Below are 20260 nucleotides of genomic sequence, written 5' to 3' on the forward strand. Positions count from 1 at the left end.
AGAAAAAGGAGACACTTATGACCAACTATACGGCACCAGGCGAGTATACGGCCTACTCAGAGCAGGCCCGGGATGCTGCCGGACGCCGCTTCGCTTATATGAAAAATCTGGCCAGCCAGCTAAACCGAATGGCCGAACAACCGGATATGGTTGTTCAGGAAGAAGCGTTGCAGTGTGCCATTGCTGACATCATCGCCAGCGAAAACGAGATGCGCGCAGCGATGGAAAAGGCGAACGCCTCTGCTCCGCTTTGTAATAAACCTCTTATTACGCCGGATTCTCTTTCCCGCTTCTGATTTAGCACCCCGCCGCGGCGGGGTGCTGAACTCCCCCAGCAGTACCCACCACACCAGACCGTTTACCCTCTCCACTCAGACCACAAGGCACCTTAAGGGATAGCGCCCGGCAAAAGTCATTCTGTGCCTTTGACCGGGTGTTATTTACGGGCCGTCAGTGGCTCAGATTTACAGGAGAAACTCATGTCTGAACCCTTATCAGGCGGCGGAGCTGTGGCAGTCACCATCGGTGGTGCCAGTGTGTTTGGTCTTCTCACCAATACCGATTTTGGCGTCGTGGTGGGCGCGTTTGCCGGGGCGCTTTTTGTTGTCACGCAACAGAAAGAAATCCCGGTGTGGCGAATGGCCATCCACCTGCTCGTCGCGTTTGTGGTTGGCGTTCTGGGGGCTGGCGTGGCTGCGTCACTGATGCAGTGGCTGACCCACTACAACGACAAGCCGCTCGATGCATTGTGTGCGGTCGGTGTCTCGGCGTTATCCATCAAGATACTGACCTTTCTTTATCAACAGGAAATTTCATCGCTGTTCGGCCTGTTTTCCAGACTGCGCGGCGGAGGGGGTGGAAATGGAAAGTAGCCTTGCCGGTATCGTGAATGTCTGGCTGTGTCTCGCCATTGTGCTGGGGTTGTTTGTGTATCGCCGTCACGGTGCGGCGCATAAACCGATGATTACCTGGCTGGCGTACTGGCTGATGCTCGGCTACATCATCATCCCGTTCCGCTGGCTGTCAGGTACATACACACACTCCAGCTGGCTGGTTGTGGCGCTGAATCTGGTGTTCTGTGCGCTTATCGTGTGGGCGCACGGGAATTTGTCAAAAATCCTTTCGTTACTGCGGAGGTGAATATGTCGGAAAAATTCCGTTTCAGTCAACGTAGCGAGAAAAATCTGGCTGGTGTAAAACCACAACTGGTGGCGGTTGTACGCCGTGCGCTGGCGTTGTCGGACGTCGATTTTGGTATTACCGAAGGTTTACGCACGAAAGAACGTCAGAAACAACTTGTCGCTGAAGGCAAGAGCCAGACCATGAACAGCCGTCACCTTACTGGCGATGCTGTTGATGTCGTGGCTTACGTTGGTGGCACCATTTCATGGGACTGGCCGTTATACGAAAAAATCGCCCGAGCCTTTAAACAGGCTGCCGCAGAGCTGGGTGTCGCCATCGAATGGGGCGGAGACTGGAAAACGCTGAAAGACGGGCCTCATTTCCAGTTAAAACGCTGATGCGGGAGGGATTATGAACAGAAGTCACTGGCCCCACAGAACGCCACGTAAAGCCGTGCGCTGTGTTCTGGCCCTGTTTCTGGTGATGTTGCTTCCGGTGGGATGCACTGACATTAACAGAGCGGGCCAGCTGTTTGACGCGGCGGCACAGGTCTGCCGGATTATCGACGGTATCCGGCAGTGTTCGCAGAACTGATTTTTTGAAGGTCTGGCACAGTGAGCGTTATCAGATTTACAGAATACACAGGTTCAGGAGGTGCAGGCGCTGTCATGGTGCTCGCTGAACGCATCACCCATTTTTACCGTCAGCACGGTACACATGATGGCACTGTCATTGAACTGGATACCGGGAAAAACGTGTTCGTTCTTGAAAATCCCGACGAAGTTCAGCGCAGGATTGAACAGGCTCAGAAGGACACTTAATGGCGTGGTCACAGGATATCAGGGACAAAGTCCGTAACGGGTACATCTTTGACCAGCTTCCGCTGGATATCGTCGCCATGAAGTACGCCGTGCCGCACGATACCGCGCGGCGCTGGAAAACGCAGGCGATGAAGAACGGTGACGACTGGGACAAGCTGCGGGCCGCTCACGCGCTCGCCGGTGACGGGCTGGAAAGTGTCGCCCGCACCGTGCTTATCAGTCTGGTGGTGAAGTGTCAGACGACGCTTGAACGGCTGAACCAGAACCCGGACATCCCGCCGCAGGAGTCCGTCGAACTGCTGGCGAGTCTGTCTGACAGTCTCAGTAAGGCGGTGGCCAGCAGTAAAAAAATCCTGCCGGAAACCGACCGGCTCGCCACGGCACTGGAAGTGGTGCAGCGGCTCGGCGCGTTCATCAAGGAGCGTCACCCGGCACAGTATGCCGCGTTCCTTGAGGTGCTCGAAGGCTTCGCTAAAGAGCTTGAGGATAATTTCAGTTAACCACAGCGGCCCGGTTTTCCGGGCCGTCTGATATTCGGGATTTGTAATGCAAAAACAGATTATTGGTAACGCAACGTTGTATTGCGGTGATGTTCTTGATGTGCTGCCAGCGTTATCCGAACGTTTTGATGCCGTCATTACCGACCCGCCTTACAGCAGTGGTGGCACACATAAATCAGACCGCAGCATAGCCCCTTCGGACAAGTATGTCGGTCACACCCGGTATGCCGAGTTCACCGGCGATAACCGCGACCAGCGCAGCTGGGCGTTCTGGTGTTCCATGTGGATTTCTCATGCATTGCACAGGCTGAATCCCGGCGGTTATTTCATGGTGTTCAGTGACTGGCGACAACTACCGGCGCTTACCGATGCATTTCAGGCCGGTGGTGTGCTGTGGCGTGGTCTGGTTGTCTGGGATAAAACGCAGGCTTCCCGTGCGCCACACACCGGCTATTTCCGGCATCAGGCCGAGTATGTGGTCTGGGGCAGCAACGGAAAACTCGACAAATGCCCGCACGGTGGCCCGTTCCCTGGTGTGATTACGCAGCGTGTTGTCCCGTCTGAAAAACTGCACATGACCGCAAAGCCAGTTCAGCTGATGGCCGAGCTGGTTAAACCGCTGGCACCGGATGCGCACGTCCTCGATCCGTTTATGGGAAGCGGCACCACCGCCATCCCTGTACTTGCCCGTGGCGGACGGTTTACCGGCATTGAAATGACTAACCAGTATTTTGATATCGCCTGCGCACGTATCGAAAAAGCGCAGGCAGAAGCAGCGCAGGTGTGACGTGGCAAAACGTAAACTTTCCATTAAAGAGTTTCAGAGAAGCTTACAGGAGTACATCGCCAACCTCCGCCAGACCATTGAGGCTGAATGTCTGGGGTTTGATGTTAACCCGCAGGCCACACAGGCCCGCCGGGCGGCAGTCTGCGACCCGGTGACGGGCTACGATTATTTTGTCGAAAACTATTTCCCGCACTACGTCCGCAACCCGGCAAAAAGTGAGCTGCATAAATACCTGTTCAGCCGTCTGCCACAGGTTGTGGCAAGCCCGGACCCGGAGAACGACGCCATCGCCGCGCCCCGTGGTGAAGCAAAATCCACGCTGGTGACTCAGCTGTTTACCCTGTGGACCATTATCCGGGCCATTAAACATTATCCGGTCATCATTATGGACAGTATCGACCAGGCTTATCCGATGCTGGAAGCCATCAAGGCTGAACTGGAGTTTAACCCCCGTTTAAAAAACGATTTCCCGGAGGTGTGCGGGCAGGGTCGCGTCTGGCGTATGGGGACCATCGTCACAGCCAACAATATCAAGGTGACCGTTGCCGGTAGTGGTAAAAAGCTGCGTGGTCTGCGCCACGGCCCGTACCGTCCTGACCTGGTTATCCTCGACGATATCGAGAACGACGAGATGGTGCGTAACCCGGAGCAGCGCGACAAGCTGCATGACTGGCTCACCAAAACCGTGATGCCACTGGGTGAGGCTGGCGGTAAAACCGATATTATTTATATCGGAACCATCCTGCATTACGACTCCGTACTGTCGCGCACGCTGAATAACCCGATGTGGAAAACGGCCCGTTTTAAGGCCGTCATTCAGTGGCCTGCCAATATGAAGTTGTGGGACGAGTGGGAAGAACTCATCCGCAACAAACAGCCGGAAGCGGCGGAGGCACTTTACCGGCAGAACGAAGCCGAGATGCTCGCCGGGTCGGTGGTGTCATGGGCGGCGCGTCCCCTGCTGGCACTGATGAAAATCCGTGTCCGTGACGGTCACGACACCTTTGATTCTGAATACCAGAACGACCCGGTCAGCGGTGAAGATGCGCTGTTTGCGGGCTGCATTAAGTTCTGGGTTAACCGTCTTGATGAATGGGTGTTCTACGGCGCTGTTGACCCCAGTCTCGGGAAGAAAAACAAAAACCGCGACCCGTCGGCCATTCTCGTGGGGGGCTTTAACCGCTTTACCGGCATTCTGGATGTGGTTGAAGCCGATATCCGCCGACGTCTGCCAAATAAACTTATCGAAGACGTGATCAAGTATCAGCGGGAATACCACTGTCTGTGCTGGTCGTTTGAGTCCGTTCAGTTTCAGGAGTTTCTGCGTACCGTGCTGGTTGAGCGTTCGGCGGCGCTGGGCGTACCGGTTCCGGCGCTGCCGGTCATCCCTCTGGAGGATAAGGCGCTGCGTATTGAGTCCCTTCAGCCGCATATGGCCAACGGCCTGATTCGCATCAGTCCCGCACATCAGACTCTGATTGACCAGCTGCGCCACTACCCCAAAGCCGACCATGATGACGGCCCGGACTGTCTGCACATGCTGTGGACGCTGGCAGTGTCGCGCAGCGCAAAATTTCAGATACACACCCCACGCAGCACCGGGCGTGACCGTGGCGGGCGTTTTGGTTCAGGAGGATGGTAATTAATGGCACAGCTTGTTGATATTTACGGACGCCCGCTGAAACGTGAGGCACTCAAAACCACGCAGTCGGTCAGAGTGGCAGAACGGCTGCGCATTTATCCCGACCACCCGTCCCGTGGTCTGAATATCAGAAAACTGCCGCGCATTCTGGAAGCTGCCGAACGCGGCTATCTTCCGGCGCAGGCGATGCTGTTTGCGGATATGGAAGAACGTGATGGCCATCTGTTCGCAGAGATGGAAAAGCGCAAAAAAGCCTTGCTGACGCTGGACTGGTCGGTGGAGCCGCCCCGCAATGCCTCGAAGGCAGAAAAGGAGCTGGCCGCCGCCGTGGATGAATGGCTGCACGGTATCCCGGACATGGAGGACATCATCCTCAACGGGATGAGTAGTGTCGGTTACGGCTTCAGCTGTCAGGAAATCAGCTGGGCGTTCGTGGATAAAACGTGGTTACCGGATGCGGTGACGCTGCGCCCGCATAACTGGTTTATTACCCTGCCGGAACACAATGACGAACTCCGCCTTGATGACGGCAACCGTGGGGAAGATGGTAAGGACGGCTCCGCACTGTGGCCGTTCGGCTGGCTGGTTCATCGTTACAACGCCCGGTCGGGGTTCCTGGGTTCATCCGGCCTGTTCCGCGTACTGGTCTGGCCGTATCTGTTTAAAAACTTTGCGTTGCGTGATATGGCGGAATTTCTGGAGATTTACGGCCTTCCGGCGCGCATTGCGTACTATGCACAGGGCACCAGTGACGAAGACCGGGACAACATTCTCGAAGCCCTGGTTAATCTGGGCCATGAAGCGGTGGCAGCCCTGCCGCAGGGTAACGAAATCGAGTTCAAGGAAGCCGCGTCCGGTGGGCCGGAGGCGTTCATGTCGATGGTGGAATGGGCGGAGCGTACCACCTCAAAAGTGATTCTGGGCAGTACGCTGACCAGCCAGGCTGACGGTAAAACCTCCACCAACGCGCTGGGTAATGTGCATAACGAGGTCCGGCACGACATTCTGGCCGCCGATGCGCGCCAGCTGTCCGGCATGTTCAGCAGCCTGATACAGATGATGGCCAGCCTCAACGGCTGGCAGGATATCCCGCCACGCCGTCTGCCGCGTCTGGTGTTTGATGTGCAGCAGGAAGCCGACATTAAGGGGGTGGCGGAAGCCGTCAGTGTGCTGGTCAACAATGTGGGAATGAAGGATATCCCGGTGTCGTGGGTGCGCAAAAAAACCGGTATCCCCACCCCGAAAGACGGCGAAGAGGTACTGGTTCCGGTGGCACAGCGTCTCCCTGTGCAGGCCGGTCTCAGCCAGCTGCGTGAGCGGATGAATGTTGCCGCACTCAGTCAGCAGGACAACGGGGAGGACGACCCGGCACAGCGCGCCATCGACCGGGCAGCACTTCCGGCAGAGGCCATCGCGCAGGGAATGAACGAACTGGTGGCCCCGCTGGTGCAGGCCATACAGGAAGGCCGGAATGCAGACGAGGTCATGAACGTACTGGCGGATGCATGGACGGAGCTGCCGGATGACACACTGCGGCAGTTGCTGGCGCAGGCATTCTTTGTGGCGGATATCTGGGGGCGACTGAATGCCGACAGCTGACGATGTTGACCTGGGGTATGCGTACACACTGAAACCGGAAGAAGCGATTAAGTATTTCGAAAGTAAGGGATACGTTATCGGCTTCCGCTGGCACGATGTGAAGGATATCGCCAACGCCCGGGCGTTCACGGTGGCGGGCGTGCTGAAACTGGATGTGCTGAAGGATATCCGTGATGGCCTGACGGCCGCACTGGCTGACGGCGGGACGTTCCGGGAGTTTGCTGCACAACTGGAGCCACTGCTGGAGAAAAAAGGCTGGCTGGGTAAAAAACTGATTGTGGACGAGGACACCGGCGAACTGCACGGCAGACAGCTGACGCCGCGCCGGTTGCGCACGATATTTGATACCAACATTCAGTCGTCCTACAACGCCGGACGTTATCAGCAACAGATGGCGAACGTGGCCGACCGGCCTTATTTTGAGCGCGTGGCGGTGATGGACCTTCACACACGCCCGAAACACGCCGCCCTGAACGGCTTTACCGCCCGGGCGGATGACCCGGTCTGGGAGTATTTCTACGCCCCTGACGGGTACGGATGCCGCTGCCGTATCCGGGCGCGTTCGGCGTCTGATGTGGAGAAATATGGCCTGACGGTGCAGAGCAGCGAGGGGCGACTGGTTGAGGTTGAGCAGGAATATGGCCAGCCGGGCCTGACCATCAGAACAATGGGACTGAAGATGCCGGACGGCTCCGTGTATACCGCCGACCCGGGCTTCGGATTTAATCCCGGTCGGGTGGCATGGCAGCCGGAACTGGAGAAATATGATTACCGCAGTGCCCGCCAGTATGTCACCGGCACTCTGACCGGGCCGGATTTTGCCCGGGGACTGGCGAACGTCAGCGAACTGGATGCGCGCCAGCGATATCCGCTGGCCATCCGTTCACCGGAACAGGTCGCCGCCACGGGCGCTGCACGGCAGACGGTAAACCTTACGGCTGACGTTATGAAGCGCCTCAGTGCAACAGACACGCCCCCGGCCGCCGCCGACTATGTGCTGATGCAGCAGACCATCGAACGGGCGGAGCATGTCACGCAGGACGGCAACGCGTGGCGGTATGCGTTACAGTCGGGCGACCGCTGGTCAGTGGCGACGGTTGAGGATGACGTGCTGACAGACTGGGTTATGCAGGATACCCCGGAGGCATCATGAGCAACGGTAAACTGGATATTAAGATTGATTTAAGCGCGTATAACACCACGCTGGGGAAACTGATTCGTTCCGTGAAGGACCGGCGCGATCTGATGACGGCACTTGCGGGTTCCATGCTGGATGCGGTTGAAACTAACTTTGAACAACAGGGGCGCCCGAAATGGATGGGCTGGAGTCCGGCTTATGCGAAACGGCGCGGCCCCGGGCAAATCCTTCAGAAATCCGGGCGACTGGCTGCCAGTATCCGCTCTGCGGTTAACAATAACGAGGCCACGGTCGGGACAAACGTCCGTTATGCCCGTATCCACAACGAAGGCGGCGAAATCCGCCATCAGGCACGGACGCAGAACCTGTATTTTAAACAGTACAAAAACGGCAGCGTCAGCACCCGCTTTGTGAAAAAGCGCAACAGTAATTTTGTGCAGAGCGCAACGGTCGGAGCGTATACGGTCAACATGCCCGCGCGCCCCTTCCTTCAGCTTGTACAGGACGACATCGACGAGCTGGAGAACACCGCAAACCGCTATTTTGCGCGTGTGATTGACTGAATGACCACAAACGCGCTGTAATCGTCTGTGGCAACATAAACGCCTCACGGATGAGGCATTACAGCACCGCACCCCGTAAATGCTGTCAGAATCGTTTTTAAAAGGGTTTTAAAAACGGTTTTATTTCCCCTTTTATCCTTTCGCGTTATGGCTGGGTGCTGAACACCCTCCACAGTACCCCGTGTTCCCCTTCCGTCATCATGCCGCGTATGAAACTGAACATTGCGGCGTTAAGCCTCGAAATTACTAAAGCAACCCACAGCGAAATCCAGCTGTTTCCGGCGGGCGAGTTCAGCGCGGTGGATGGTCGCCCACATACCGATGAAGTCGAAAGCGGTAAATGGGTGCTGACCGCTGAACTGGCCGCGCAGCTTGTCGCGCAGGTGGCCGCCCGTACCACGCCTTTTGTCATTGATTACGAACATCAGACGCTGCGCGCCGTAAACAACGGCAAGCCCGCCCCGGCGGCGGGCTGGTTCAGCCAGGTGGAATGGCGAGAAGGCGCGGGCCTGTATGCCACCGGTGTGGAGTGGACGGATAACGCGGTGGCCATGATTGCCGCCGGTGAGTACAAATTTATTTCCCCTGTTTTTGCCTACAACAAGCGCGGCGAAGTGCTGGAGCTGTTACATGCTGCGCTGACCAATACCCCGGCGCTCGACGGTATGGACGCGGTCATGCTGGCTGCGGCCAGCCGTCTGGCGAGTCTGTCAACTGAAACGGAGAACACAACGGTGGATGAAGAACTGTTAAACGACTTGCTGTCCAGTCTGCGCTGGATGCTTAACCTCCCGGTTACCTCAACGGCGGAAGATATCAAAAACGAGCTGCAAAAGGTCGTTGACATGATTTCGAACGGTCAGGGAACGGCGGCGGCATCCGTCAGCCTGCTGGCCCTGCTGAATCAGAAAGACGAGCAAATCGCCAGCCTGTCAGCCAGTGCCTATGACCCGTCAAAACACATTTCCCTTGCGGCCTTTGAAGAACTTCAGGGGCGTTATGCCGCACTGGCGCAACAGTCCGGTGAGGCCGAAGCCGGGGCACTGATTCAGGCGGCGCTGTCTGACGGGCGACTGCTTCCGGCGCAGGAAGACTGGGCGAAAGATTACGCCAGCCGCGATATCAACGGCTTTAAGTCCTGGCTGGATAACGCACCAAAACTTGTTGCACTCAGTCAGACCCAGACCGGCGGTAAACCACCCCAAACGCCGTCGCCTGCCCCGGCGCAGATTAAAACCGGTGATGACATCGATGTCGATATCGCCATTTGTTCAATGATGGGCGTTGATCCAGAGGATGTCGCCCGTTACGCAGGAGACAAGTAAATGGATCGCAATACCCCCTATCGTGACGGCGAGCTGAACCCGGTGCCGGTTGCCGCTGCGACCGAAATTTTTGGCGGCCATATGGTGGCCGTTAACGCATCCGGTTATGCCGTTCCGGCCAGTGCCACGGCCTCACAGATTACGCTGGGCGTGTCTGATGGCTGGGTGGATAACAGCACCGGCAGCGATGGCGACGCCACCGTTCTGGTGCGTTGCGGCAAAGCCTTTCTGATGGCGAACAGCACCTCAGACCCGGTCACGCAATCGCAGGTCGGCAAGGTGTGCTACGTGGAAGACAGCGTGACCGTGGCAAAAACCGACAACAGCAGCGCCCGCCCTGTCGCCGGGAAAATAATCGGCATCGGTGACGATGGCGTCTGGGTTCATTTCAGTTAAGGAGCAAAACGTGATAGTCAACGTTAAAAACGTCAAACAGATTTTTATCAATCTGAAGGCCACCTTCCAGAAAGCCTTCGACCAGTCACCAACTGACTGGCAGAAGGTGGCAATGGAAGTGCCATCAAACGGCAAGGAGAACGACTACAGCTGGTTAAGTCGTTTCCCGAAAATGCGCGAGTGGATTGGTGACAAGGTCGTTAAATCACTGGCGGCATTTAACTACACCATCCGTAACAAGGACTGGGAAGCCACGGTTGAAGTCGATCGTAACGACATCGAGGACGACCAGATTATGGGCTATGCCCTTCAGGCGAAAGGGGCCGGACAGTCGGCGGCAGAGCTACCAGCAGATATTGTGGCGTCCCTTATCAGTAACGGTTTTACCAATCCCTGTTACGACGGCCAGCCGTTCTTTGATACCGACCACCTGGTCGCCGGTAAATCGGTGTCCAACAAAGGCACCAAAAAACTCAAAGTTGGCTCGCTTGCCGAGGCGAAAGCCTCCTACGGTGCCGCCCGTACATCCATGCGCAGCCTGAAAGATGACGAAGGCGCATCCCTTAAAATTCGCCCGAATCTGCTGGCTGTGCCACCGGCACTGGAAGATGACGCGAACTACCTGATGACCGCCGAGAAGTTCCCGGACGGTACGCCGAACCCGTACCGCAATACCGCCGAAGTGCTGGTGATGCCGGAGCTGGCGTCGGATTCTGCGTGGTTCCTGTTTGACACCACCAAACCGGTGAAACCGCTGATTTATCAGCTGCGTAAAAAGCCTGTTTTTGTGGAGCAGACGGACTACAACAGCGACAACGTGTTCAAGCGTAAGAAGTTCCTGTTTGGTGCCGAAGCGCGCTGTAACGGCGGTTACGGCTTCTGGCAGATGGCATTTGGTTCTGATGGTACGACGGAGTAATGCATGGAAAAGGTGATTGAAATTACCGCCCGCCGTGAGGGTTTTCGCCGCTGCGGTGTGGCACACAGCGCAACCACGAAGGAATGGCCTGCGGATGCGTTCACCCCGGAACAGCTGGCGGTGCTGAAGGCTGACCCCATGCTGATTGTGGTGGAGCGCGATAAAGCGTCCGGCCAGAACGACGCGGCCCGGGGTGATGAGCTGGCCGCACAGCTGGATGCCGAGCGTCAGAAAGTCAGCGAACTGACGGCGCAACTGGAAGAAGAACGCCAGAAAGTCAGTGAACTGACCGCACAGCTGAACGCCGCACAGAAAACACAAAAAGCGGACAAAAAGGAGAAGTAACCCATGTCTTACGCCACACCGGAACAGTTCATCAGGGCGTTCAGTGAACGCGAGGCGCGCACACTGACGGATGAAGACATGACGGGATTCATCGACGAAGAAAAGCTGGCCTCCGCGCTTGCACGTGCCAGTGCCTGGATTGATGGCTATCTGGTGGGGCGTTACCGGACCCCGTGGCCTGACAGCCCGGGGATACTGGTGGGTTACTGCTGCGATATCGCCCGTTATCACCTGGCGACCGATTACCGTATCTGCTCAGAAGAAATTCAGATGCGCTACCGGGATGCCATCCGCTTTCTGGAGAAAGTCGCGGCAGGACAAATCAACCTCGGACGGGATACGTCCGGCAGCGTGATCCAGTCATCGTCACAGGTGCGTATCCGCTCCGGCTCCCGTCAGTTCGGGCGTGAGTCCACGCGGGGAGGTGCATTCTGATTACTGACATTGAACGGGCGCTGGTTGAGCGTCTGCGCTGTGGTCTGGGGCATATGGTGCAGGATGTCCGCACCTATGCCGGTGAACTGGATGAAGACCCGGGCCGGATTGTTCGCAGCCTTCCGGCAGCCTGGGTGACGTTCGGCGGCATCGTGAAAACCGAACGCTATTCCACGTCACGCCGGAAATACATTGCCACCGGACGCTTTGTGGTTGTGGTGGGTGATTACAACACCCGCAGCGAACAGAGCGCCAGACAGGGAGGCACTGTCCGGGATGAAGTCGGGACAAACCAGCTTGTTGAATCCGTCCGTCGCCTGCTGACCGGTCAGGATTTGGGGCTGGAGATTGATTATTTCGAACCCGGGCGGGTCAGGACGCTGTTTAACACCGGCGTGGCAGAGCGGGCAATGTCCGTGTTTGCCTGTGAGTTCGATACCCGCTGGGTGGAGCACGCGCTGGAGAACGGCAAATGGCCGGAGCGCGGCGCAGAAGCGGACCGTCTCTTCAACCGCTACCACGGCAGGCTGTCAGACCCTGACCCGGATTTACTGCGAATTGGTACGCAATACGGCGCAGATATCTGTGGTCTGGATGAATTAAGAGAGCAACAGCATGAACAAAATGAAGGTTAAGGCGGCTCCCGGGGTGAAGTTCCCGATGGAGGATAACGCCCGGAAATACATCACCACGGAAGCGGTGAACGTTGAGAACACCGCTTATTACCGGCGCGCCGTTCAGGACGGTGACCTGATTCTGGTGAAGGATGAGCCTGAAACCACCGTGACGGCTGAACAGGACGCCGTGCAGGTAAAAGCGAAGGCGAAGAGAGAGAAACAGGTGGATTCCGATGAGTGAAATTCAGTTTGACACCATTTCGGGCGGCATCCGTAAGCCCGGTGTGCATTTTGAGTTTAATACCCGGCTGGCCGTTAACACGCTGCCGGGTAATGAACAGCGTGTTCTGGTGATTGGTCCGATGCTGTCAGGCGGCACCGCCACGCCCCTGAATGCCGTCTCCGTGTATTCCGAAGACGAAGCGGATTTGTATTTCGGGGCCGGTTCGCTGGCCGCTGCAATGGCGCGCGCGGCCATTAACGCCAACAGTTATCTGCAACTGGATGTTATCGGTATTGCAGACAGTGGCGCAGGACAGGCGGCAACCGGTGCGGTTACCGTCAGCGGTACGGCAATCAGCAGCGGCACACTGTCGGTATGGGTTGCCGGTGAGCAGGTTACGGTGGATGTGGAAACCGGCGATGAACCGTCGAAAATCATTCCTGCACTGGTGGAAGCAATGACGCAGACGCCATCGCTTCTGGTCACGGGGGAATACAAATCAGAAACCTCTCAGCTGACGGTGACCACCCGGACCAAAGGTGCCTGGGGGAATGATATCACCCTGTCAGCGTCCACCACGGCAGGTGGTCTGACCGTGAGCGCCACGCCGATGGCGAACGGTGAAATGGACCCGGATATTCAGCCCGCACTGGATGCGGTCTTTGCCGCCGGTCACAACATTCTGATTTGTCCGTTCAGTACCACGCCAGCCCTTGCCGCCCTGAAGCAGCATCTGGAGAAAACCGGGAACGCGATGGAACAGCGCGGCGCGATTGGCTGTGCAGGCTGGACGGGCAGTCTCGGAAACGGGATCACCCTGGCAGCCGGTGTGAACAGTGGGCGCGTGTCCGTCCCCTGGTATCGCGGCTCCGTGAAGCTGCCAGCGGTGCTGGCTGCCATCTACGGCGCTGTGATGGCGGGCGAGGAAGACCCGGCGCGTCCGCTGAACTCGCTGGCGCTGTCCGGGCTGGATGTGGTCGCAATGTCACAGCGTGAAAGCCGTAACGAGCAGGAAAACGCCCTGCATAACGGCCTGACGCCGGTTGAGGTTGGCCCGGGTAACACGGTGCAGATTGTGCGTGCGGTCAGTACGTACACGGTTAACGCACAGGGTGTGACTGACGTCTCGTTACTGGATATCACGTCCATCAGAACGCTGGACTACACCCGCAAGGCGTGCCGCGAACGCATCAGCCTTCGCTTCCCGCGCGAAAAACTCAGCACCCGTACTATCGCAAAAGTGGAAAGCGAACTGTATGACGTGCTGATCAAGCTGGAGGAAGCGGAGATTCTGGAGAACGTGGAAGCGAACAAGGCAAAGCTGCGCGTTCAGCGAAACGGGAAAGATGCAAACCGTCTCGACTGCGTGGTTCCGGCGGATGTGGTTAACGGCCTGCATGTGTTTGCCGGTCGCATCGACATGATTTTGTAAGGAGCGCGGTAAATGTCCATTAAAGAATATGTCGGCTCGATTGTGCTGGAGGTGGACAGCCAGGAAATCGAGATCACCGACTTCGATGTTCAGATCAACACCGGGCGAAAGCTGGTCAAGACCATGAACAAAACCGGCAGGGCCAAAGGCTTTGCCCGTGGCATTGCCACTTACGATATTTCAGTTTCGGCGGTGATCCCTGATACCAACGAGCCGGACTGGGAAAATCTGGAAGGTGTGAAAATCTCAATTTATCCGCTCAGCAACAGCGGCAAGCGCACCTCCTATCTGGACTGCTTCACAACCGAAGTGGGTGAGAAATACACCGTCGACAGTGAAGCGAAAATTGATATCAAAATGGCTGCACTCAGGAAGGTGACAGGATGACTTTGATTAATACACAGACCGGCGAACTGTCTGATGGCGTGGTGTTTAACGGCACCGTTCATAAAAACTTTGAGCTGCGTCTGCCAGTCATGCGTGATAACGGGCAGGCACTGGAAGAAACCGAAGAACGCTTTCAGACGGTGGATGGCTTCGCGGCGGATTATTACTACCGCTGTGCGGTGATGGCGGCAACGCTGGTCCGTCTGGGGGATATTCCGCAGGAAGAACTGACGGCGGAGCTGTTGCACGACAACATGACGCCGGACGATTTTAATATTCTGCTGGCATCACGCAACGTCCTGAAGGTAAAGCGGAACGGCGGGAATCCCGGCTCGCCGGACTCCGGCTCGCAGTCCTTATCCTCGGGCGCTACGGAATAACCGAAGAGCAAATCATGACCATGAGCCGTCCCGAGCTGGACGGCTGGCTTGCCGCCGTTGACAGGCTGAACGGCGGCGGCTCAGGAAGAAAGGACACCTCACAGACCACCCGCCAGTCATTTAAATCCCTCAGAAAGAAACGCAGAAAAGGTAAGCAGAAAAATGGCCGGTAATTTCAAAGTTGGCATGACCCTGACTGCGAAGGACGAAGCCTCGCAGGTTCTGGAAAAGGGACAAAAACAGGTTATCAAAGCCACCGAAGGTGTAACAAAGGCAACCCGGAAGGCAGGCGCAGAGCAGAAGCGTACCGGGCAGGAAAGCATTAACAGCACGAAAAAGGCCGCAAAAGAGATACAGCGTGCCGCCCGTGCCCGGGAAACGCTCGGTATTCGTGCAGAACGCGAGATCCGGCGTGAAATTTATCTGACGGTTGCCAGTTATAACCGTCTGGCCCGCGCCGGTTTTGAATCTGCGCAGGAGCAGGAGCGCGCCATGCAGGCCACCCGGGAAAAAGCCCGGGCACTCAAGCGTGAACTGGATGGCGTCACTCAGGCTCAGATGAAGATGGCGAAAACACCTGTTATCCCGGAGCCGGGGCGTTTTGCACGTGCGGCAGCATTTGGCGGGAATGCCGTGACAATAGGTGGTGGTATCGCGGCAGGTGCTGCCATTATGGCGCAGCCGGTCAAAAAGCAGATGAGCTACGAACGCCAGCTGGCAATGATGGCCAATACCGCCTTCAGTGATGGCGGACTGGAGGGGCGCAAAGCCGGTCTTGAGCAGATGAAAAGCAGCATCCGTAACGCGGTGACCTATGGTGGCGGCACAAAAGAGGATGCAGCCGAAACACTGGATGCCCTGCTGAAAGATGGCGGTATTTCATTTGACACAGCCAGCAAGTGGCTGCCTGAACTGATGAAATACGCCACGGCTTCCGGTGCATCAGCGACAGACCTGGCTAATGTGATGCTTAAGGGCAAAAAGACTTTTGGATTCAGGGATGAAGATATTTCCACCGTTCTGAATATGGCAATTGCAGCGGGCAAAGAAGGCAGCTTTGAACTGAGCGACATGGCCCGATGGTTATCTTCGCAACTGGGGTCAGCGTCAGCTGCGGGGATGAAAGGCAAAGATGATTTCGTCAAGATTCTGGCACTGAATGAAGCTGCTGCCATCACGGCGGGAAGCAGTGATGAGGCCGGAAATAACGTGTTTAACCTGCTGGCTAAACTGACCAGCCACGATATTGAAACAGCGGCAAAGAGCATTGATTACAACGGTAAAGGAATTGATTTTTCCGGTACGCTGGTTCAGGCGCGCGAGCATGGGCTTGATCCGATAGATGCGCTGTCCAGCCTGATAGACAAAATCGTTGCCAGCGATAAACGCTTTCAGGAGTTGCAAAAGAAACTGGCCTCCGCCCGGGATAAAGGTGAGCAGACGGCTGTTTACGATTCGATGGCAAAACTCCTTGAAGGCTTTGGTGTCGGGAAACTGGTTGCAGACCAACAGGCGTTAAAAGCGTTGCTGGCTTACCGTAACAACCCTGAATACCGCAAGAAGGTTGAAGATGCGGTTAATCAGCAGCGCACCCTGCCGGAAGGTCAGCGCGCGGGTGATGTGGATTTTAACTTCATATCCGGCCTCAATGACTTTAAAACCGAACAGGCTAAAAACACGCTTGAATTTTCACAAATGGATGGTGTGAAAAAACTGGCTGATGCATCCGGGACTGTGGCCGATGCCATAAGCTGGGCGGGTGAAAAATTTCCGGGGCTGACCACAGCAGTGGTGACAGCTACCACAGCCATTAAAGCGATGACAGCAGCGGCCGTCACGTTTGCGGGGCTGAAACTTATTACCGGTAATCCAGTGTCCGGAGGAGCAGATAAGCCCGATGATACTGGGGATACTGCATCCAAAGTTAAAGATATCAGTGAAGTCGCTTCCGGCAATCAGGGACGTCTGGGAAAAATAATGGGCGCTGCCGGAAAAATTGCAACCATTTACGCAGGCTATGAGGCCGCAGAAGAACTTTATGGGGCTGTTGTTGGCGATACCATCAAGAACTTTACAGATAATCATGGTTTGTTTTTTGCAGACGATGGCTCCTTGTTCTTTACCCGTGAAGGAATGCTTAAACGGGATAATGAGCTGAAAGCCGCAGCTGATGCTCTGCCATCACCGGAGCAGGTGAACAAAGCCGCAGGAAACACAACGTCTGAACCGGCATCAGAACAACCCGGACGCATCACCCAGCCGGAATACCTCACGCACTGGGGACCACCTGCCAGCCCCATAAATTTCACCACACAACTGGTGCTCGATGGTCAGGTCGTGGCGGAGGCAGTGAACAAATACAACCTTCAGGACGGCAACAGAGGCACGGGAGGAACTTACTGATGGGCTGGGCTGAAAACCTGCAAAACGCCTCCTTTCGCGGTGTGCAGTTTGATGTACTGAACACGGATGAACAAATCAGCCGCGACCATGCGGTCTATGAATACCCGTTTGTTGACGGGGCGGATTTGCACGACCTCGGGCGCAAGGCGCGACCGTTCCGCATGACGGCGTTCCTGTGGGGGGAGTATTACGAATATAAACTCGAAAAGCTGATCGCCGCCCTGGATAAAGGCGGTGATGGTGAGCTGATTCACCCGGTTTACGGCTCCGTACCGTCGGTGATTGTGACCGGCTACAGCATCCGCCATGACGCAGAAAGCCCGGACAGCTGCACCATCGACATGAGTTTTCTGGAGAACCGCACCGGCAGCGCGTTGTTCAGCACCCCGTTACCGGAGCTGTTTGCACAGAAGTTATTTGAAGAACTGGATAAGTTACTGGCACAGTTAAGCGAATTATTTGACGCTGTTACGGCCCCTTTAAAGACCATTAACAGCGTGATTAAAAAAATCCAGACGGTGCGTGCCACGCTGGTGAATACCCTGCTGACATTCAAAAGCGATTTTCTCTCATCCATCGACAATATGATGTCACTGGCCAGCGAACCCGGAAAGTTCATCGGCGGGCTGGCAGAGGTGCTGGAAATCCACACGTCAGATGTCGGGCACGCGGTGCCGGTGCTGGAGCGTACTGATTCCGCCACCACGACCGGACTGACCGGGGAAGACAGCGTCGCCAGTTCTGCGACAGTGATGACCTGCTGGAATGAGGTGATGGCAGATATGGATGAGCTGGTCGCACTGCCGGTCGCACTGGTCAGCGGTGATAAAACGCCGTCTGTGGCACTTCCGCCGGATGCGTCCGTGGAAGACGTGCAGGACGTGAAAGCGGCATATGCGGTTCTGGCAGCCTCAGAGCTGGCCAGCGTGGCGACGGCGATACTGTCAGATGAGGCCCAGTCAGAGCAGCTTATACCGGCGGATATCGGGCGACTGGTCGGGGATGTGCGCACCCGCTTACAGGCAGCCATCACGCTGTTCCGTGAACGCTATGAAGGCGAACGCGAACGGATAACCGAAACCGCATCACCGCTGGGGCTGATGTACCCGGAAATCATTCAGAGCATGAAGAACGTGGCGGCATCCGTGCAGGATGTCGGCCTGCTGGTTCTGTCTCGCCGCCCACCGCTGACGCAGAAACAGGTGCAGGCGGACAGCTGTCTGCTGTTGCTGGCGTGGCAGTGGTACGGCGATTACAGCCGTGCGGCAGAGCTGCAACGTCTGAACCCGCAGCTGCGTGACCCGAACAACATAACCGCCGGGATGGTGATTAATGCCTATGCAAAATAACGACGACAAAATCAGCCTGGTCATTGCCGGAAGGTCGCATTCTGACTGGAGCAGTTATCGTATTGACAGCGATTTCCTGAAAGCCGCCGACGGCTGGCAGCTTCAGCTGGGACTGCCTGAAAAGGTGTTCCCGGCGGATATCGTCCGGGGTGCGCCGGTCCGTTTGCAGGTGGGAGACGAGACGGTCCTCAGTGGTCGCGTGGACAGCGTGCGCCGCAGTGTATCCCGTCAGAGCTGCACGCTGACCCTGTCCGGGCGTGATGATGCCGCCATCCTGGTGGACTGTGCCGCACCGGTGTTCAGCGCCAACCAGCTGACACTGGACGAGGTCATCGACAGGATAGTCAGACCGCTGGGGATACAGCGCATCCGTATTCAGGCGTCCGGTGTGTCACGTAATGACAAGGTCGTTATAGAGCCGGGGATGCGTGCGTGGGATGCACTGGCTAAAGCTGCCGCCGGTCGCGGCTTATGGCCGTGGTTTGAGCCTGACGGGACGCTGGTTGTGGGTGGCCCTGACTACACCACCACGCCGGTGGACACGCTGATTATGAAGCTGGACGGCACCGGGAACAACGTGATGGAGCTGGACGATACCCGGTCCATTAACGGCTGTTTCTCCGAGCTGACGGTGCTGGCCCAGAGCCACGCCCGCCGCGCAGACAGCAAGAAACAACTGGCCGTGGTGCCGCTGGATATCTGGAACGAGGACGGCAGCGTGCGCACATTGTCCGGGCAGGACAGCGGTAATACGGACAGTGGCCAGACGGGCATTCATAACATGAAAGCCGTGGCCACCGACCCCACCGTGGATTATTACCGCCCGCAGATAATCACCCAGGGCGACACCAGTAACATGGAGCAGGTGAACTGGCGCGCCAAAAAAATGATGAGTGATGCCCGTCTGTCGGGGCTGGATATCGTCGCACTGGTTGCAGGTCATCGCACGGCGGACGGTGTCCTGTGGCAGCCCGGCCAGCGTGTGCGGATTGTCAGCGAACCCCACGGCATCGACGCCATCTTTTTCCTGATGGGGCGTGAGTTCAGCGGAGGCCGGAGCGGGCAGACAACCCGGCTCCGCTTTAAGGAGGATGGCGTGTGGATACCTGATGCCTTCCCGCGCGAGACGAAACGCCATCACCGCAGGGGCAAAAAGAAAAAAGAGGTCGCCATTGTTAAGGTCTGGGAGAAATGATGTGGGACAAGGTTAATCAGCGCATACAGCAGGCACTGGCCGCCGTTCGCCAGGCATTCAGGGTGGTGACCGGTACGGTGGACAGTTCGACCAAAGTACAGTTGCTTCAGCTGAACGGGCTGGCAGGCGAACAGCTGGACGGTGCGGAGTATTTTCAACATTACGGCCTCACCACATCCCCGCCGCCCGGCTCGATGGGTATTGCCGTTCCGCTGAATGGTAATACCTCCCATACCGTCGTCGTGGCCACAGAGCACGGCGCATATCGCCTGACGGAATTGAAACCCGGGGAAGTGGCCCTGTATACCGACGAAGGCGCGAAAATTGTGCTGAAGCGCGGACGTGTGATTGAAACGGAGTGTGATATTTACCGGGTGAAATGTAATTCGTTTGAAGTTGAAGCAAAGGACAGCGCTGGTTTTATTACTCCCCAACTTACCGCAAGTGAGCAATTAATTGCTGAAGGGAAAATATCCGGTAATGGGGGTATGGCCATTAAAGGCGGCAAAGGAAAATATACTGCCACCTTTGAAGGCAATATCAACCACACAAGCGGTGTGATTACCTCCGTTGACGTCACCATTAATGGCGTTAAAATCGGAACGCACAAACACCCGACCCCACACGGCATGTCTGACACGCCGGTTAATTAAGTGCTGAACACCCTCACCTGATTCTGACC

Annotated in this window: 28 protein-coding genes; all 28 read left to right on the forward strand. The window is 56.6% G+C overall.

Going from position 1 to position 20260, the window contains the following annotated elements; genetic code table 11:
• Positions 1-17 precede the first annotated feature (17 nt).
• The 28 genes from QUE34_RS10225 to QUE34_RS10355 all read left to right on the forward strand — a co-directional run bounded on the left by QUE34_RS10225 (position 18) and on the right by QUE34_RS10355 (position 20231).
• A complete protein-coding gene (locus tag QUE34_RS10225) occupies positions 18-296 on the forward strand; it encodes a hypothetical protein (protein WP_042971158.1) in 279 nt (92 codons plus the stop codon).
• A gap of 183 nt (positions 297-479) precedes the next feature.
• A complete protein-coding gene (locus tag QUE34_RS10230) occupies positions 480-872 on the forward strand; it encodes a phage holin family protein (RefSeq protein ID WP_001372993.1) in 393 nt (130 codons plus the stop codon).
• A complete protein-coding gene (locus QUE34_RS10235; RefSeq protein ID WP_000445984.1) occupies positions 862-1140 on the forward strand; it encodes a phage holin family protein in 279 nt (92 codons plus the stop codon). Before QUE34_RS10230 ends, QUE34_RS10235 begins: the two co-directional genes overlap by 11 nt.
• Before the next feature lie 2 nt (positions 1141-1142).
• Positions 1143-1520, forward strand: a complete 378-nt coding sequence (locus QUE34_RS10240) for a M15 family metallopeptidase (protein WP_042966122.1) — start codon at positions 1143-1145, stop codon at positions 1518-1520.
• 13 nt (positions 1521-1533) lie between these two features.
• A complete protein-coding gene (locus QUE34_RS10245) occupies positions 1534-1716 on the forward strand; it encodes a hypothetical protein (RefSeq protein WP_042966123.1) in 183 nt (60 codons plus the stop codon).
• Entirely contained in the window at positions 1655-1804 is a 150-nt protein-coding gene (locus QUE34_RS28595) for an SPASM domain-containing protein (protein ID WP_157839881.1), read from the forward strand. The genes QUE34_RS10245 and QUE34_RS28595 overlap by 62 nt, the downstream gene beginning before the upstream one ends.
• Positions 1791-1943 (forward strand): hypothetical protein, encoded by a 153-nt coding sequence (locus QUE34_RS10250; protein ID WP_162838175.1) that lies wholly within the window; start codon positions 1791-1793, stop codon positions 1941-1943. Before QUE34_RS28595 ends, QUE34_RS10250 begins: the two co-directional genes overlap by 14 nt.
• Positions 1943-2443, forward strand: a complete 501-nt coding sequence (locus tag QUE34_RS10255; RefSeq protein ID WP_000312574.1) for a DUF1804 family protein — start codon at positions 1943-1945, stop codon at positions 2441-2443. Before QUE34_RS10250 ends, QUE34_RS10255 begins: the two co-directional genes overlap by 1 nt.
• A gap of 46 nt (positions 2444-2489) precedes the next feature.
• Complete coding sequence (locus QUE34_RS10260; RefSeq protein WP_042966124.1) at positions 2490-3230, forward strand: DNA-methyltransferase; 741 nt, start codon at positions 2490-2492, stop codon at positions 3228-3230.
• Between the two features lies 1 nt (position 3231).
• Positions 3232-4872, forward strand: coding sequence for a phage terminase large subunit (gene terL / locus QUE34_RS10265; protein ID WP_047088853.1), 1641 nt, complete (start codon positions 3232-3234; stop codon positions 4870-4872).
• A 3-nt stretch (positions 4873-4875) separates the two neighbouring features.
• On the forward strand, positions 4876-6471 hold the full coding sequence (locus QUE34_RS10270; RefSeq protein ID WP_047088854.1) for a DUF935 domain-containing protein: 1596 nt from the start codon (positions 4876-4878) through the stop codon (positions 6469-6471).
• The gene (locus QUE34_RS10275; protein WP_042966127.1) at positions 6458-7624 is read left to right on the forward strand and encodes a phage head morphogenesis protein; all 1167 of its coding nucleotides are present in this window, start codon (positions 6458-6460) and stop codon (positions 7622-7624) included. Before QUE34_RS10270 ends, QUE34_RS10275 begins: the two co-directional genes overlap by 14 nt.
• On the forward strand, positions 7621-8172 hold the full coding sequence (locus tag QUE34_RS10280) for a phage virion morphogenesis protein (protein WP_050937630.1): 552 nt from the start codon (positions 7621-7623) through the stop codon (positions 8170-8172). Before QUE34_RS10275 ends, QUE34_RS10280 begins: the two co-directional genes overlap by 4 nt.
• A gap of 209 nt (positions 8173-8381) precedes the next feature.
• Positions 8382-9497, forward strand: a complete 1116-nt coding sequence (locus QUE34_RS10285) for a phage protease (RefSeq protein WP_047088860.1) — start codon at positions 8382-8384, stop codon at positions 9495-9497.
• Positions 9498-9893 (forward strand): hypothetical protein, encoded by a 396-nt coding sequence (locus QUE34_RS10290; RefSeq protein WP_042966128.1) that lies wholly within the window; start codon positions 9498-9500, stop codon positions 9891-9893.
• 10 nt (positions 9894-9903) lie between these two features.
• A complete protein-coding gene (locus QUE34_RS10295) occupies positions 9904-10812 on the forward strand; it encodes a Mu-like prophage major head subunit gpT family protein (RefSeq protein ID WP_286338958.1) in 909 nt (302 codons plus the stop codon).
• Between the two features lie 3 nt (positions 10813-10815).
• A complete protein-coding gene (locus QUE34_RS10300; RefSeq protein WP_001402713.1) occupies positions 10816-11157 on the forward strand; it encodes an HI1506-related protein in 342 nt (113 codons plus the stop codon).
• A gap of 3 nt (positions 11158-11160) precedes the next feature.
• Positions 11161-11592, forward strand: a complete 432-nt coding sequence (locus tag QUE34_RS10305; protein ID WP_096913030.1) for a gp436 family protein — start codon at positions 11161-11163, stop codon at positions 11590-11592.
• On the forward strand, positions 11589-12227 hold the full coding sequence (locus QUE34_RS10310; RefSeq protein ID WP_071988111.1) for a DUF1834 family protein: 639 nt from the start codon (positions 11589-11591) through the stop codon (positions 12225-12227). The genes QUE34_RS10305 and QUE34_RS10310 overlap by 4 nt, the downstream gene beginning before the upstream one ends.
• Positions 12208-12450, forward strand: coding sequence for a DUF2635 domain-containing protein (locus QUE34_RS10315; protein ID WP_042966132.1), 243 nt, complete (start codon positions 12208-12210; stop codon positions 12448-12450). The genes QUE34_RS10310 and QUE34_RS10315 overlap by 20 nt, the downstream gene beginning before the upstream one ends.
• Positions 12443-13864, forward strand: a complete 1422-nt coding sequence (locus QUE34_RS10320; protein WP_105268812.1) for a phage tail sheath C-terminal domain-containing protein — start codon at positions 12443-12445, stop codon at positions 13862-13864. The genes QUE34_RS10315 and QUE34_RS10320 overlap by 8 nt, the downstream gene beginning before the upstream one ends.
• 12 nt (positions 13865-13876) lie before the next feature.
• Positions 13877-14251: a hypothetical protein gene (locus QUE34_RS10325; RefSeq protein WP_032082846.1), complete on the forward strand. Its 375-nt coding sequence runs from the start codon at positions 13877-13879 to the stop codon at positions 14249-14251.
• Positions 14248-14631, forward strand: a complete 384-nt coding sequence (locus tag QUE34_RS10330) for a hypothetical protein (protein ID WP_042970743.1) — start codon at positions 14248-14250, stop codon at positions 14629-14631. The genes QUE34_RS10325 and QUE34_RS10330 overlap by 4 nt, the downstream gene beginning before the upstream one ends.
• 14 nt (positions 14632-14645) lie before the next feature.
• Positions 14646-14804 (forward strand): hypothetical protein, encoded by a 159-nt coding sequence (locus tag QUE34_RS10335; RefSeq protein ID WP_000178828.1) that lies wholly within the window; start codon positions 14646-14648, stop codon positions 14802-14804.
• Positions 14794-17034, forward strand: a complete 2241-nt coding sequence (locus QUE34_RS10340; protein WP_286338959.1) for a phage tail tape measure protein — start codon at positions 14794-14796, stop codon at positions 17032-17034. Before QUE34_RS10335 ends, QUE34_RS10340 begins: the two co-directional genes overlap by 11 nt.
• The gene (locus tag QUE34_RS10345; protein ID WP_047088843.1) at positions 17034-18383 is read left to right on the forward strand and encodes a DNA circularization protein; all 1350 of its coding nucleotides are present in this window, start codon (positions 17034-17036) and stop codon (positions 18381-18383) included. Before QUE34_RS10340 ends, QUE34_RS10345 begins: the two co-directional genes overlap by 1 nt.
• Positions 18367-19578, forward strand: coding sequence for a phage baseplate assembly protein (locus QUE34_RS10350; protein WP_047088844.1), 1212 nt, complete (start codon positions 18367-18369; stop codon positions 19576-19578). Before QUE34_RS10345 ends, QUE34_RS10350 begins: the two co-directional genes overlap by 17 nt.
• The gene (locus QUE34_RS10355; RefSeq protein ID WP_042966138.1) at positions 19578-20231 is read left to right on the forward strand and encodes a phage baseplate assembly protein V; all 654 of its coding nucleotides are present in this window, start codon (positions 19578-19580) and stop codon (positions 20229-20231) included. Before QUE34_RS10350 ends, QUE34_RS10355 begins: the two co-directional genes overlap by 1 nt.
• Positions 20232-20260: the final 29 nt, after the last annotated feature.

The sequence above is a fragment of the Escherichia sp. KS167_9B genome, from assembly GCF_030295215.1.
Lineage (GTDB): Bacteria > Pseudomonadota > Gammaproteobacteria > Enterobacterales > Enterobacteriaceae > Escherichia > Escherichia coli_F.